Consider the following 14610-nt stretch of genomic DNA (forward strand, 5'->3'; position numbering starts at 1 on the left):
CTTGTGCTTGATGATGCTCTGATTTAAAACATTCATTGCGGGGTTACTCTTCTTGGTTAGGTGATTGCCTGGTAACAACCATCGAACCGGGTAACCCCGCTCTTTGCAAGAGGGGTGTCAGATCAAGTCGAAACTAATACATATAACTGGGCGCAAAGTTGATCTGTGACTCCGCTTTCCCCTTGATCACGCCAATTCCAAAGTCTGGGATATTGGCTGAGCTGGCAGTCAAATGGCGCATCAGCCCCAACCGCTATGCCGGAACGTTTGCCCCAGCAGCTTCGCTCCACAATTGTTCGAGATCAACATCTTCGCTGGCCGGCTGCTTGTCTCGATCAAGCCGATCGACTTGCAGCACCATTGGCAAATCGAACGCAGTTCCGGTGACAACGCAGCTACCCTGCGCAAGGCCCGGAATAAGACTGCGAGACAGTGCATCCAACGTGGTTATGGTGTTGTCGATCAGAAAGAGATCGCGATCATTGACCAGTCGATGAATAAAGAAATTGTGAAGTTGCGACACGATGGTAGGTGAGATATCAGCCGGACGTTGACTTGCAACCGTCACGAAAACTCCGAACTTTCGCCCCTCCTTGATTATTTCCTCGAATTGCTCCAGGCGATAATCCTTCCAGCTCTCACTTTCACGGGTTGACTGCTGTGACAAAATATTGTGCGCCTCATCCACGATGAGATGCACTGTCTTGTCGGGAGGCGTAGCCACCGTATCTTTGTGAAAATTGTAATAGTGCTTTGCGAACAGCAGCGGCAGCACTTTTTTGGTCTCGTTGTTGCACCGCCTAAGTGAAATAACTGTAAGTAGTTTCTCAGGAGGCGTCGCTTGCCCAATTATTAGAACTTTTCGAAGACTTACCAGCGATGACTCGACCCGCTTCAGTAATGGTTGAATATGATCGAACTGCACATAACCATTAATGAGATCACCGATTAGCTGAAGGTTCACTCTCAACAACAGCTGATCGAATGCATCCAAGCCACTAGCGTCTATCATTTCAACTGTAGGCGCGACTTCCGCATCGTAGCCTAAACCATCTGGATTAAACCAAGTTCCATTGCAGACAAATCTTGAGTGCACAGAATTCCAGCTCACATCCTTGAGTAGATCAATCAATGCTTGATTGGCCACCATTCTCGCCACTGATCGCATCAGATCCAGCGTAGCGGCTTTCGGCTGCCCAGCCGAGAACGCGTCTCGAAACTTCCTTTTCGCAAAGGCCGTGAGCGACCCCGGATTCTGTTCATAGCGTCGACGACCCTCTATCACCCGATTGAGAAAAGGTCGCTGTGTATTTGGTGTCGCTTGGAACAGCAGAGACAATGTCTCCAGATCCCAGAACTCCTCAGCCTTGAGTGGAAACAACGAACCCGGCAGTTGTTGACCCGCAATGTTCGATGACTGTGTCGCGAGTAAATAAACCATCTTCGATGCACTGGGGACCAGTTGGTTTCCTGTGTACTCGCCATTAAAATCAAGAATTACAAATTTGCTCTTTCCTGCTATGGCTTGCAACTTCTGCTCGAATAGGACTGTATATAGCTTTGCCAGTGTGTTCGACTTGCCACTACCGGTGTTTCCAAATATTCCGATGTGACTATTAAACAATCGCCTCCATGGAAGGCTAACGGCAATCTCCTCCTTCAGCATTCGACCTATCCTGAAGAAACTTGTTGCCCCACCGCGGTCAAATATGGACGCAATACGCTCCTCCTGCAGAAGAAAGGCTGCGTCTTTAATCATCGGCAAATACTTGATGCCTTGCTTGAATCCAATCTGATCAAAGAATCCTATGGGACGTGCCTCAACCTTGCGGATATAGCCCACCTTACCGTTTGTACTATCGACCCGCGTCTCGTCCAAATACTCGCCCTCAACGACACATATGATCTCGCGGAAACCTCTCTGGATCGCGAGATATTCACGGATCGAAACGCCTTTGTACTTCTCACCGGCGTAGAAAAGAGTCTCCTTGCTGGACTCCTCATCGATTCTTAGAGTGATCTTCGTTCCGTTGACAGCGATCACCTCACCAACGCGGATCGTCATGCAACATTCTCGTTCGCTGGCACGGCTGCCACGAGGGGAATGACGGCCGGCTGCCCTTGAATGTTCGCCGGCGCCATGGCCTCTACAGTCTTCTCGGTTCGGCCAGTGAAGATCTTGCTGTTAAACGCCGAGAAGTCCAACTGTTCATCATTGTCAAGCGTTATGCATTTCACGTTGCTGTATTGCCGGAACTGAGCGGATAGTATTTCGTGGGTAGACTTCCCATAACAACATATGAAAACTTGGAGATGAGGATTCGAGAGAGAACGCTTGACCAAGTTTAAAATGTGCTCGTCTGCGAAGGAGAAACCAAAGGTAATCAAGACTGCGTTTGGCTTCTCTAGCTCATAACTCAACAACCGTAGCATCTGGTAATAATGCTCTTCATACACCGTTTCGTGGAACTTCCATTTCGTGGGATTTACGACGGGAATAATTTCGTACTTTTCCCAGAAGGCGTCTAGCTCCTCGGGCTCGAACTCTGGTTGGACCAACTGCGCCAGATTGAACTCGGCATTCATCAACCCAGCCGAGAACGCGGCCAGCTTCTCTCGAGCGGCCCCATCCAGGAGATCATTACCAGTGTTAATCGAGTAGTTGACCTCGATCCCATCCTCAGCTTTGCTCCAATAAACCGACCCGTGCAGGTGGATGAGATTGATCTGCGGAACACTACTCTTATGTCTATCAAAAACGCCCGTTTGACAGAGAAAGCTATTGAAGTTGCGAGCCTCTAGCAATTTTCTGCGAAAGCCTCTCGTTCCATCGTTGAGAACGAAGTCATACGAACCGCGGCGAAGCAGGTCGTCCGCAACGAGCGGAATACAACCATCGTAGTTTGTGGTAAAGAGATTGCACCGCCGATCGAGAGCCGGCCGCCTTTGAAGCATGCTCAGCACCGTCTCCAAGAACATCCGATAGTTTGCAAGTACATTCTTGCCGACTTCGTCTGTAACTGAGCCAACATCTAAAAGCTGCGCAGGCCGTATGCATGATACGTAGTAGTGCATGAATAACGGGATGTATCGTTGATCTTTCGCGTTCTCGAACTGGGTTGCAAGCTCCTCAAGTGTCCAGCGCTGCCCGTTTTCCGTTCGAAGTCCCAGCTTCAGTGTTGGAAGAACTCCAAAGGACGCTCCCGAGCCAAGGAGAAAATTGATGTCCTTGTCATAGATTTCGCCAAGAGAAATCACAAATCTCCCCTCTTTCTATTAACCCTAAAACCCCGGCGCCCGCGTCTGCTGCCTTTCGCATGACGATAAGCCCTCTCAGATGCGGCAAGCAACGTGTGAGATCACATAACGCTCGCCACTGAGACGCCCCTGTCGGAATTCATTACATTGCACTCAAGCGTCACGAGACACAGTTGCTTCTCTCAGCATCCTGCTGCAGTGCCCGTACCGACCAGGATGCGCCCACCGTGAGGCAGAGCAATGGGCCCGCAGAACGGTTGCAACGGCGAACCTAACCGCTGGGGGCATACACGCTCGCAACGTATCGCCCTCGGCCACCATGACCGAGATCCAGAGAAGTCGCCGTACGTAGCCCTCACTTCGATACGCCTGGATACGATCTTCCGAGAAAGCATAGCGGGTGACGTGGCTCTGAAGGCCGGCGCGGTTGCAAATGTTTCTATATATGTTCGCCGCTTGCTTCAGGCTCGTTGTTTCAGCGCCATTGGCTTCGGGTCACAAGGAAGCGTGTTCCGCTAATTTCCAGGATCTCCAGCGCGTGCTGCGCGGCTGCGAGAGCTCGCCCCACGTCCGCAGGATGTACCTCCCTCGGCCGTCCATTCTTGGTCCCGGCCGAACACGCGCGCGCATCCGCTCTGCGCCAATTCGCGGTGCAAGCGATGTAGCGTGTCTTCCTGGCCGGCGCGAACGGCTTCCATTGCCCGAAGTCCGAGCGCTCGCTGTAGCCCCAAAAGTGCGCCGATCTTCGGTCTGCCCAATCGTTCCATGCGTTCCTGGAACGCACGAATCTTGGCGTCCGACAGCGGCTGCTTTGTTCCAATGCGGCTGCCTTGAGGAATACCCAGTGATCGATTGCTATAAGCGGGACTGCGCACCAGCCTTGCTTACCGACATGCTTCAGTACCGCACGCAAATGGCTCATCTCGTTTGCTACCGTTCGACCTGCAATTCCGATCTCCAACCGATCTCGGACGAACGCTTGCAGATGTTTGCCGCCAATCTGCGCGGCGGAGTGAATCCCGTAGTCTGCTCCCGCATTACTCTGGCGAACGTTTTAATGTTTTGCTCCGCGCCTGTCGTGTGAGATGTGCGCGACCCGATTGATAGCCGATCCGCTGAAGATCGGCCTGAAGCTCTGTTCTTCTGCTCATCGCTCTCTACCTCGTCATTTCGATCCACACAGTCACTTCGATCCGCACATCCGGGCAATCCCGGCAGAATTTTTTTCCTGCCTTCTTCCATCGCGAACGGCCGGATGTGCTACTCCGGCCTGTTGAGTTTCGTGGCCTCACCACAGCACGTGCCGGTGGCATGAGCTGTAGCTCGCGCGTGAGCGCGAGATCGAGGCTGCCCTTGGCGGGCCGCTCACGGTGGCTGACGTCGACGGAAGGAGCTTCGTTGCGCCGACCTCCGTGCGGTCCCTTACCCTCCCCATTTTCAAATGCGCGTCACGTCCTGCGTTGCCATCATTTGGCACCGCCTTGCGCGGCAAACTACGCAGTGAACGCCGACATCACCTCTTCGACCAGCGTTCAGCCATCCGGCTGACAGACGCCATGGGGCCGGTATCGCTCGAAGTTCTCAGGTTGCACCATGTCTTCCGCGACCTTGAGAAGGTCGATTGCATGCTTCAGACAGACGAGTTCATCCGTGATCGGTCGGTGTGTCATCGCGCACCTCTCCGACGGCGCTTGCTCTCTTCAGACATCCCCCGCTATCTCGAGACCCAGATCGTGAAGACCTGCACGAGGTCCGCTCCGCTGCTGTAAAGTCATCGCACCAGAAGCGAGAAACTGAGAGCTCGATGCAGATTTGGGTCGATGCAGACGCCTGTCCAGGCGCAATCAAGGAAATTTTGTTTCGCGCCGCCGAGCGCGAGCGCGTGCAGATCAATCTGGTCGCGAACCGGGCATTGCGGATCCCACCATCGCCGTATATTCGCTCGTTACAAGTGCCGCCCGGACTCGACGTTGCAGACGCACGCATCGTTGAGCTGCTCGCTGCGGCGGACCTGGTGATCACCGCAGATATTCCGCTGGCAGCGGCGGCAATCGACAAAGGTGGCCATGCCCTAAACCCGCGCGGCGAGTTGTACACGAAGGACAACATCCGGGAGCGACTGTCGCTGCGGAACTTCATGGACGAGCTGCGTGGCAGCGGCGTTGCGACGGCCGGACCCAGCGCGCTGAGTCAACGAGACCGACAGGCATTTGCAAACAGCCTCGATGCGTTCTTGGCAAAGCGCGCGCGTCGGTGAGCGCACGCCAAATACACTGGCGATGCGCGTGGTGAAACCCGCCTCACGGACGATAGTGACTACGTTGCCGGACACGGCATGACGAAAGTGCGGCTTCCCTCACTTGCGAGCGGGCAGTCGCGCCGTGACTCGATGCGGTTGAGATTTTTCGTCAGTCTTCTGGACGCGCGTATCATTCCAGCGCAGCACGCGCCCATCCCTCGACCGAAGCTCCAGGCGAGCGACAGGCTTGCTCTTTGCGGTATCGACCAACAAGGAGTGACGCTCACCTTGCCGATATAAGTGACCTTCGCCCCATTGGCGAAGCGCGACAATGACGAGAAAAAGTCCGCGCCCCCGCTCCGTCAGCACGTAATCCCGATAAGCGCTGCCGTCCGAAGCCGGCTCCGTCGTGAGCACGCCACGCTCGATGAGATCGCGCAGCCGGGTTGCCAACATGCCCTTGGCGATGCCGAGTCCCGACTGGAAGTCGCTGAAGCGCCGCACGCCGTCGAGAGCGTCGCGGACGATCAGCAACGACCACCAGTCGCCAATGACATTGAGCGCCCGAGCGACGGGACAATCCGCATCCGCCGCACTGCTTCGCTTCGCTACCACCACGCGTCCTCCGACTTATCGCTGCATATCTGGTCCTAAAATAGAACTAGATTTCGCCGCCCGCAAGTGGTCTCAATATAGGACCAGATTCGGAATCGAGGCTGCGGTCAGCATGACGGAACTCGCGGGTAAGGACGATGAGGCGATTGGCGCCGGGGTGCGTCAGCACGACCAGTCCTATGGACTGACACACACCCTGCTGCTCGTGCTTGCCGGCGGCTGCGGGATGAGTGTCGCCAATGTCTACTATGCGCAGCCGCTGCTCGATTCGATGGCCGCTGCCTTCGCGATCGGCCCGGCCTCGATCGGACTTGTCGGCCTGCTGACCCAGGCCGGCTATGCGCTCGGCCTCCTTTTCATCGTGCCGCTTGGCGATCTCGTCGATCGTCGAAAGCTCGCCGTCGCTCAAACCTTCCTGTTGGCGATAGCACTCGTCGTTGTCGGCACGGCACATCATGCCGGCGTGCTGTTCGGTGCGATGATCGTTGTTGGGCTGCTGGCGGTGGTGGTGCAGGTTCTCGTCGCCTTTACCGCCACGCTCGCCACGCCCTCCGAACGCGGACGCGCGGTGGGTCTCGTCACCAGCGGTGTCGTAGTCGGCATTCTCTCGGCCCGATTCGTAGCGGGGGCTATCGCCGATCTGGGTGGCTGGAGGTCTGTTTATCTCACCTCCGCTGTGCTGATGTTTCTCATGAGCGCCTTGCTCGCTTGGCTCCTGCCGCGCAATGCCGCCACACCGACGTTCGAAAGCTACGGAACGATACTGCGCTCCATACCCTCGCTGTTCCTGCGTGATCCGCTGCTGAAGGTCCGCGCCGTCCTGGCGCTCCTGATCTTCGCAAGCTTCAGCACGCTGTGGACCGCACTGGTCTTGCCGCTGAGCGCAGCGCCTCTATTTCTGTCGCATACCCAGATCGGTCTGTTCGGCCTGGCTGGATTGGCCGGTGCTCTCGCCGCTGGCGGCGCTGGGCGCCTTGCCGATCGTGGACTGGGACAATGGACGACCGGAATAGCGCTGGCCCTTCTGACCAGTTCCTGGCTGCCGATCGCATTCCTGCATTCCTCGCTAATTGCTCTGATCGTCGGCGTCATCCTGCTGGATCTGTCCGTGCAAGCGGTCCACGTAACCAATCAGAGCCTGATCTTTGCTGCGCATCCTGAAGCCCGAAGCCGCCTGGTCGGTGGCTATATGGTGTTTTATTCCATCGGCAGCGGCATCGGCGCGATCTCGGCAACGACGATCTATGCTTTTCGCGGTTGGCATGGGGTGGCCATTCTCGGCGCGGCCTTTAGTGCAGCGGGCCTAGTGTTCTGGTGGCTGACCCGCCGTATCGGCGAGCGGCGTGGCGACTCAAGCGAGGCTCACTGCGGCAACTCATAGCGATTGGTAGGTTGCTGTCAGCGAGCGTTGTCGGCGCGAACTCGCGAACGGTGCCGTTTGGGTCGGCGATCTTGGTCTGATCGCTCATCTATCGCTCACAAAGCATCCAGTTGCTCTCGGACAGCGACGCCCAAGTGCCCCAGGAGACGAACCGGCCATCGTCATCGTAGAAGAACATTCGCACGGCCCTTTCCTCGCAACGCCAACCGGGAACTGTCGCCATCTCGGCCACGACGAACCAGATCCTGGGCCCATCCGTCCAGGCGAACCATGCTTGCAAGCAGCGTTGCGCCCGCATGGCGACGCGCTCCAACGCAGGCGGCAGATCGGCTGGCGTGAGCAGTCGTCGTGCGGTCTCGGGTACATAGTGAGTAGTGACGGCGAAGCGCTGGACCAACCATTCGACGAGCAGCAGGCGTTTGCAGGGGCACGACGAATCCCCGATCGTGCATTCCTCGTCTGCAGATAGCTCACCATACGCAACTGAAGTTACGCACAGTCGTGGCGGAGCGAGCTCCCTCGCATCGTCCGTTACAGCGCGCATTGCTGCCACGTGCCGTCTTTCAAGCACGTCCAGAGTTGCCATGCTTCCAGCCTGCCGTCCCCCTTGTACGAGCCCACGTGAAGCGCCGGGCAGCCACGTTCGCGTGACAGCTCCAACGACATCTCAGCTGTGAAAAAACCGATCCACTCTTGATTGGCCCAGGCGCTCCACACCCGTTCGCTGTTTTGCGCCTGGATCACGATCTTTTGCAGAGCGGAGGGTAACTCGCTGCGGTCGGTCACCTTGCGAGCGTTGCCCGGTAAATATCCGCCCGCTTGCAGCAGCGACTCCAGCAACGCGGCAACGCGTGATGGCCTTTGATAAGCGAAAAGCGTCATGGTCTGCATCGTGACTCCCGGAATGCGTGATATCGGAATGTTTCCTCTCACGCTTAATTATGTAGGCACGTAGTCGGGCACTGTAGGAGCGCACGCCTGCAGCAACCATCGACTAATTCACGAACTGCAGCGCAGACGGACGTGTGTAACCTGACGAAAGTTATCCCTACGTAGTAGTACGATTGGTGAATACGTTTCCGGAAAGCTTCCGAGACGGCGACATAACGGCAGATGTATCGGCCGCATTATGTCGTTAATACATTCGTTCGAACGCCCGATCCTGCCCGCTGATACACTGCAGCATAAGGTTCAGGACGCCAACAAAAGATAAGGGTCAGCGGGCGTGCGTAAACAAGTATCACGTTGGGTGATGGCGGGACTGTTGTGTCTGCTCGCCGCGGGCTGTGGCGGAGGTGGTGGCGGCAGCGGAGGTGGCGGCAGCGGTGGCTCCGTCAATCCCCCACCCGCCCCATTGGACACGACCCCCAACGCATTCGAGTTCCAGAAAGTCGACAATGCGACGCGCGGCTCATCGGTCACCTCCCACAGCGTGACCATCACCGGCATTTCGGCGCCGGTCCCGATCAGCATCACGGATGGCGAATACTCGATCAATGGCGGCGCCTTCACCAGCAGCGCCGGAACGATCAGCGAAGGCCAGTCACTCACGGTTCGCGCACGCGTCTCGACGGACTATTCCCGCGCCACGCTGGTTCGTGTGACGGTGGGCTCCGCAACCGTCGAGTTCGAAGTGGTCTCGGAAGTGCCCGACTACGTTCCCGACAGCGTGGCGTTCGACGGCCAGGACGTCATCTACCTGTTGAACAACAGCTACGGCCTGGTGTTCCGTTGGTCGCTCAACGAAGAGCGCTATCTGGATGCATATCCCGTCGGCTCCAATGGCCCGACGCCGGCAAAGATGGCGTATTCGAGCGCTCATCGGCGCCTGTACCTCGGCCTCAGCACCGGCGCGATCCAGTACATCGATGTGACTTCGAACAGCAAAGCCCTCGTTCCGCTCGCGAACGTATCGGGCATGGGCGGCCTGGTGGCCGTGGGCAATTATCTGCTCGCCCAGAGCCCAGGCAGCTCGCACACTGTGCTCGACAGCGCCGGCGCCGTGACGAGCCAGGGCGGCAGCTGGTATTCGAGCTACCCCTCACGGGAATACGCATGGGACCCGTCCACCTCGCGCGTCTACTTCTTCCGGGACTACACCAGCCCGAACGATCTGCACTATGAAGTCATCGATCAGGCGACCGGCCAGATCGCCTCGATGGGCGAAACGCCCTATCACGGCGCCTACTCGATTCAGCCGCCGATTCGAGTCTCGAACGGCGGCCAACACGTTCTGCTCGGCAGTGGCGATATCTACAACCAGAACGGCCTGACGTGGACCGCCTCGTTGGGCTCGCAGATCGCGGACGCGCGCTGGTTCGCAGATGACTCGGTGGTGACACTGACGAGCGCGAACAACCAGACCACGCTGCGTCGTCTGAGCGGCGAGCGGCTGACGAATGTCGAACAGCGCACTTACTCCGGCCAGGGCGTTCGCATCGTAGGCACGGACGCGAAGATGGCGGTGATCGTCGTGAACAGCGACGCGGTCCGCATCAGCATTTACGTCCCCAATGACGACAGCGATGGCGATGGCGTGACGAACACGCAGGATGCCTTTCCGCTCGACGCCGCCGCATCCGTCGACACCGATCGTGACGGTTATCCCGATGCCTGGAACGCCGGCCGCACTCAAAGCGATAGCACGACGGGCCTGACCCTCGATGCCTACCCGCAGGATTCGGCTTGCTATCTCGGCTCGCATGGCGACGGAGTGAACTGCGACTACGGCGCCACCATCCCCAGCTACGCGCCGGATCAGGTGGTCAGCAGCGGCGACACCATTTACCTGTTGAGCACCGCCAATAAACGCGTGTATCGCTGGTCGATCGCGAGTGGGCGTTATATCAATCCGTTCGTAGCCGGCATCAACCAGGGCTTCGGCGCCATTGCGCCGACCAAGATGGCGTACTCGAGCTCGCATCAACGCTTGTATCTCGGGTACACCACCGGCGCGATCAGATACATCGATGTGGCCGCCGGTAACGGGGCCGAAGTTGAATTCGCGAACACGGCGATGGCTGTAGGCGGCCTGGCGGCCGTGGGCAACTACGTGATGGCGCAGGATCACAGCGGCGCGTGGGCGACTCACTATGTGTTCAGCAATACCGGCGCCCTCATGGCCAACCCGGATTGGAACTACTACTCCAGGGAGTACGCCTGGGATCCGACAACTTCGCGCGTTTATTTCTTCCGCGACGACACGAGCCCGAATGACTTGCATTACGAAGTCATCGACCAGAGCAACGGCCAGATCACTTCCGAGGGTGAGACGCCCTATCACGGCTCTTACAACATTCAGCCGCCGATCCGAGTGTCCGCAAACGGCCAGTACGTCCTGCTCGGCAGCGGCGATATCTACAATCAGAACGGGCTGACGTGGGCAGGCTCGATCGGTTCGCAAGTTGCGGACGCGCGCTGGTTTGCGAACGGCACGCTCGTGACGCTGACCACGGCGAACAACCAGACCACGTTGCGCCGCCTGGGCGCGAACCTCGCTACGTTGGAGCAGCTCACCTATAGCGGCACCGCGCTGCGTGTGGTCGGCTCGGACTCGCGCATGGCGGTGGTCGTACTCAACAACGGCACCGTGGAATTTCATGACTATGTGCCGAACAACGACAGCGACGGTGACGGGGTCCCGAATGCCTCGGATGCCTTCCCGCTCGATCGTGCCGCGTCAGTGGACAGCGATCGCGACGGCTATCCCGATGCCTGGAACCCAGGCCGCACACAGACTGACAGCACCACGGGTCTGACGCTGGACGCGTATCCGCAGGACGCCGCCTGCTATCTTGTCTCCCACGGCGATGGCGTGAACTGCAACTACAGCGCCACTGTTCCGAACTATGTGCCGGATCAAGTCGTTCAGCAGGGCGATATCGTTTATCTGCTGAGCACCGCCAATCGGCGCGTGTATCGCTGGTCGATCGCCACCGGCACGTATCTCAATCCGTACGTGGTCGGCATCGATCAAGGCTTCAGCACGCTTGCCCCGAGCAAGATGGCGTACTCGAGCGCGCACCAACGTTTGTATCTCGGCTACAGCACCGGCGCGATCCGCTATATCGACGTGAGCTCGGGCAGCACCGCCGAGATCCCGTTCACAAACACTGCGATGGGCATCGGCGGGCTGGCCGCGGTCGGCAATTACTTGTTGGCGCAAGACGGCAGTGGCGCATGGGGCACTCACTATGTCTTCAGCAACACCGGCGCCCTCGCGGCGAATCCGGATTGGAACTATCACTCACGTGAGTTCGCGTACGACCCGGTGACTTCGCGCGTCTACTTCTTCCGCGACGGCATGAGCCCGAATGACTTGCACTACGAAGTGATCGATCAGAGCAACGGCCAGATCACTTCCGAGGGTGAGACGCCCTATCATGGGTCTTACAACATTCAGCCGCCGATCCGCGTGTCCGCGAACGGCCAGTACGTCCTGCTCGGCAGCGGCGATATCTACAATCAGAACGGGCTGATCTGGGCGGGCTCGATCGGCATGCAGGTCGCCGACGCACGTTGGTTCGCGGACGGCTCGCTGGTGACACTGACGAGCGCGACCAACCAGACGATGCTGCGTCGATTGGGCGCCAACCTGCACACGCTCGAGCAACTGACCTTCACCGGTCAGGCGCTGCGTATCGTGGGCTCGGATACACGCATGGCGCTGCTCATCGTCAACAACGGCGCCGTGCAGTTCCATATCTACGTGCCCAACGACGATAGCGACGGCGACGGCGTTCCAAACACCTCGGACGCCTTCCCGCTCGATCGCGCCGCCTCGGTCGATACCGATCGCGACGGCTATCCCGACGCATGGAACGCGGGCCGCACGCAAAGCGACAGCACGACGGGATTGACCCTGGACGCTTATCCGCAAGACGCAGCCTGCTATCTTTCGTCGCACGGCGATGGCGTGAACTGCGACTACGGCGCCACCATCCCGAACTATGTGCCGGATCAAGTCGTGACTCACGGCGACACGATTTATCTGCTCAGCAGCGCCAATCGACGCGTGTATCGCTGGTCGATGGCCACGGGCTCGTACCTGAATCCCTATCCGGTCGGCGTCGACCAGGGCTTCACCACGCTCGCGCCGACCGAGATGGCGTACTCGAGCGCGCATCAGCGTCTGTATCTCGGCTACAGCACCGGCGCGATTCGTTATATCGATTTGAATTCGAGCAGCGGAATCGAGACGCCGTACGTGAACATCGCGATGAGCGTCGGCGGCCTCGCCTCTGTCGGCAACTACATGCTGGCCCAGGACGGCAGCGGCGCGTGGGCCACCCACTATGTGATCGATCAGGGTGGCGTCATCGTGGATCAGGCCGACTGGAATCACGTGTCGCGCGACTATGCCTGGGATTCTGTCAGCTCGCGCGTGTATTTCTTCCGGGACGGCATGAGTCCGAACGATCTGCACTACGAAGTCATCGACCAGGCGACCGGCGCGATCGCCTCGGCCGGTGAGACGCCCTATCACGGCGACTTCCCGATTCAAGATCCGATCCGCAGCTCGGGCGACGGCAAATACGTGGTGTTGGGCAGCGGCGATCTCTATTTCCAGCAGAGCATGAGATACGCAGGCTCGCTGGGCCGCTCGATCAAGGACGCGCGCTGGCGCGACAATCTGCTCATCGACCTCGACATCAACGATCGCGTCGAGATCAGAGATGCGCAGAGCCGCACCGTACTCGCCAGCTACCAGTATGCGGGCCAGCCCGTCGCGCTGGCGTTCGGCGCGACGGAGACTTATCTGGTGCATGCGATGAATGGCGCGACGGCGTTCGTGAGATTGCCCTTCTACGATCAGGACAGCGACACGCTGCCGCGCTGGTGGGAGCAGCTGTACGGGCTGAGCGATTCGAACCCGGCGGATGCGCTGACAGATCTGGACGGCGACGGCGTCAACAACCAGACGGAATATCAAAATCACTCGAGCCCGACGCTCGATGACACCGATGGCGACGGCCTGACCGATCAGCAGGAGATCGTCACCTACTCCACCGACCCGGCGCACATCGACAGCGATGGCGACGGGCTCGACGACTATGCCGAGGTCATCACGCATCAAACCGATCCCTGGGGCCAGGACACCGACGCCGATAGCTTCAACGACCTGGACGAAGTCCTCTATGGCGGCGATCCCACCGATCCGGCCGGATTACCCCAACCATTGACCAGCTACAGCGAATCGTTCGAGAACAACCCGGCCCTCGCCGCCTGGACGACGCCGGCTCTGAGTAACGCCGGCTGGGTTATCGATCCGACCACCGCCTACCACGGCTCGGCGAGCTACAAAACCGCAACGATCCCAGGTAACAATCAGATCGTCAGCACGCGCTTCAGAGGTTACTTCGCGGCCGGGCAACTGAGCTTCCAGGCCAAGGTCGACACCAACGGCTGCTGTAGCATGCTCGCCGTCTTGCTCGATGGAACAGTGGTGCGCCACGCGCCCGGCGGTAATCAGTGGAATCAGGTGTCCATCGCAGTGCCGGCGGGCCTGCATGACATCGAGTTCCGATACGAAAAAGACATCATCTACGACCCCAATGGCGACGCCTGGATCGACAATCTGATCTTCACTGCGCAATGAACAAGACCACGCTTTATGGAGCGATCGCTCTCGGGGCGATCATCGCCGGCGCGCTCTATCTGAGCTCGGCGGGCCGTAACGCCGAGGCGCCCGCATCGGCTCATCAGGCGGGCTCGGCCACAGTGGCTTCGGGTCTGCGCTCCGATGCGACTCCATCCGGCGGCACGGTCGCGCAACCCAGCCCCGTTGGACAACCTCAACGTGCGGACTCGACGCCGCCTGCGGACCCGAGGCTGGCGGCGTTGGCCGTGTCTCCCCCCAATGATCTGCTCGAATTCGTCACGGATGGCAGCGGCAAGGTGATCGCGGAAATCGACAAGGATCCAGCGAGCATCAGCTTCAAGAAACCTTTGCGCGAGTACACGTATGCCGGCGACCGAGTCATCGGTCTGACTGCCTACCGCTACCTGCCCGACCAGGTCGAGATCAGCCGGACCCGCGTTGCATACAAACCCGATGGCAGCGTCGATGAGTTTGCACAGGCGACGAGCTATAGCGACCCTGCCACGAAGTAGCTCG

Annotated in this window: 10 protein-coding genes and 1 pseudogene; 4 read left to right on the forward strand and 7 right to left on the reverse strand. The window is 58.7% G+C overall.

From position 1 onward, the window contains the following. Positions 1–253: 253 nt before the first annotated feature. From VGD45_RS02500 to VGD45_RS34280, 4 genes and pseudogenes are all read right to left on the reverse strand, one after another. The gene (locus tag VGD45_RS02500; RefSeq protein WP_331153685.1) at positions 254–2065 is read right to left on the reverse strand and encodes an ATP-binding protein; all 1812 of its coding nucleotides are present in this window, start codon (positions 2063–2065) and stop codon (positions 254–256) included. Further along, positions 2062–3258: a hypothetical protein gene (locus tag VGD45_RS02505; RefSeq protein WP_331153686.1), complete on the reverse strand. Its 1197-nt coding sequence runs from the start codon at positions 3256–3258 to the stop codon at positions 2062–2064. The genes VGD45_RS02500 and VGD45_RS02505 overlap by 4 nt, the downstream gene beginning before the upstream one ends. Positions 3259–3773: 515 nt before the next feature. Beyond that, the gene (locus tag VGD45_RS34275; RefSeq protein WP_414717551.1) at positions 3774–4133 is read right to left on the reverse strand and encodes an integrase domain-containing protein; all 360 of its coding nucleotides are present in this window, start codon (positions 4131–4133) and stop codon (positions 3774–3776) included. A 17-nt stretch (positions 4134–4150) separates the two neighbouring features. Beyond that, positions 4151–4276 (reverse strand): annotated as a pseudogene (locus VGD45_RS34280) (phage integrase N-terminal domain-containing protein); the annotation flags it as partial. A gap of 786 nt (positions 4277–5062) precedes the next feature. Here VGD45_RS34280 and VGD45_RS02510 point away from each other — a divergent pair. Next, positions 5063–5515, forward strand: coding sequence for a YaiI/YqxD family protein (locus tag VGD45_RS02510; protein WP_331153687.1), 453 nt, complete (start codon positions 5063–5065; stop codon positions 5513–5515). A 99-nt stretch (positions 5516–5614) separates the two neighbouring features. Here the strand turns inward: VGD45_RS02510 and VGD45_RS02515 are convergent, their stop codons facing one another. Further along, a complete protein-coding gene (locus tag VGD45_RS02515; RefSeq protein ID WP_331153688.1) occupies positions 5615–6112 on the reverse strand; it encodes a helix-turn-helix domain-containing protein in 498 nt (165 codons plus the stop codon). Between the two features lie 226 nt (positions 6113–6338). Here VGD45_RS02515 and VGD45_RS02520 point away from each other — a divergent pair, with 226 nt between their 5' ends. Beyond that, a complete protein-coding gene (locus VGD45_RS02520; RefSeq protein ID WP_349263197.1) occupies positions 6339–7493 on the forward strand; it encodes an MFS transporter in 1155 nt (384 codons plus the stop codon). A gap of 88 nt (positions 7494–7581) precedes the next feature. On the opposite strand, the gene VGD45_RS02525 is transcribed toward VGD45_RS02520, so the two are convergent. Both VGD45_RS02525 and VGD45_RS02530 read right to left on the reverse strand, forming a co-directional pair. After that, complete coding sequence (locus tag VGD45_RS02525) at positions 7582–8037, reverse strand: hypothetical protein (RefSeq protein ID WP_331153690.1); 456 nt, start codon at positions 8035–8037, stop codon at positions 7582–7584. Then, positions 8025–8375, reverse strand: a complete 351-nt coding sequence (locus VGD45_RS02530; protein ID WP_331153691.1) for a hypothetical protein — start codon at positions 8373–8375, stop codon at positions 8025–8027. The genes VGD45_RS02525 and VGD45_RS02530 overlap by 13 nt, the downstream gene beginning before the upstream one ends. Before the next feature lie 343 nt (positions 8376–8718). Here VGD45_RS02530 and VGD45_RS02535 point away from each other — a divergent pair, with 343 nt between their 5' ends. Together VGD45_RS02535 and VGD45_RS02540 are read left to right on the forward strand one after the other, a co-directional pair. Next, on the forward strand, positions 8719–14091 hold the full coding sequence (locus VGD45_RS02535) for a hypothetical protein (protein ID WP_331153692.1): 5373 nt from the start codon (positions 8719–8721) through the stop codon (positions 14089–14091). After that, positions 14088–14606 carry a hypothetical protein gene (locus VGD45_RS02540; protein ID WP_331153693.1) on the forward strand — a complete coding sequence of 173 codons (519 nt, stop codon included), beginning with the start codon at positions 14088–14090 and terminating at the stop codon, positions 14604–14606. Before VGD45_RS02535 ends, VGD45_RS02540 begins: the two co-directional genes overlap by 4 nt. Positions 14607–14610: the final 4 nt, after the last annotated feature.

This window comes from Steroidobacter sp. (assembly GCF_036402275.1).
Classification (GTDB): domain Bacteria; phylum Pseudomonadota; class Gammaproteobacteria; order Steroidobacterales; family Steroidobacteraceae; genus Steroidobacter.

What these genes read in the sequence shown, in the direction of transcription:
- VGD45_RS02525 (WP_331153690.1), bottom strand. Translation starts at nt 8,037, where the DNA reads ATGCGCGCTGTAACGGACGATGCGAGGGAGCTCGCTCCGCCACGACTG.
- VGD45_RS02500 (WP_331153685.1), bottom strand. Translation starts at nt 2,065, where the DNA reads ATGACGATCCGCGTTGGTGAGGTGATCGCTGTCAACGGAACGAAGATC.
- VGD45_RS02530 (WP_331153691.1), bottom strand. Translation starts at nt 8,375, where the DNA reads ATGACGCTTTTCGCTTATCAAAGGCCATCACGCGTTGCCGCGTTGCTG.
- VGD45_RS02520 (WP_349263197.1), top strand. Translation starts at nt 6,339, where the DNA reads ATGAGTGTCGCCAATGTCTACTATGCGCAGCCGCTGCTCGATTCGATG.
- VGD45_RS02510 (WP_331153687.1), top strand. Translation starts at nt 5,063, where the DNA reads ATGCAGATTTGGGTCGATGCAGACGCCTGTCCAGGCGCAATCAAGGAA.
- VGD45_RS02540 (WP_331153693.1), top strand. Translation starts at nt 14,088, where the DNA reads ATGAACAAGACCACGCTTTATGGAGCGATCGCTCTCGGGGCGATCATC.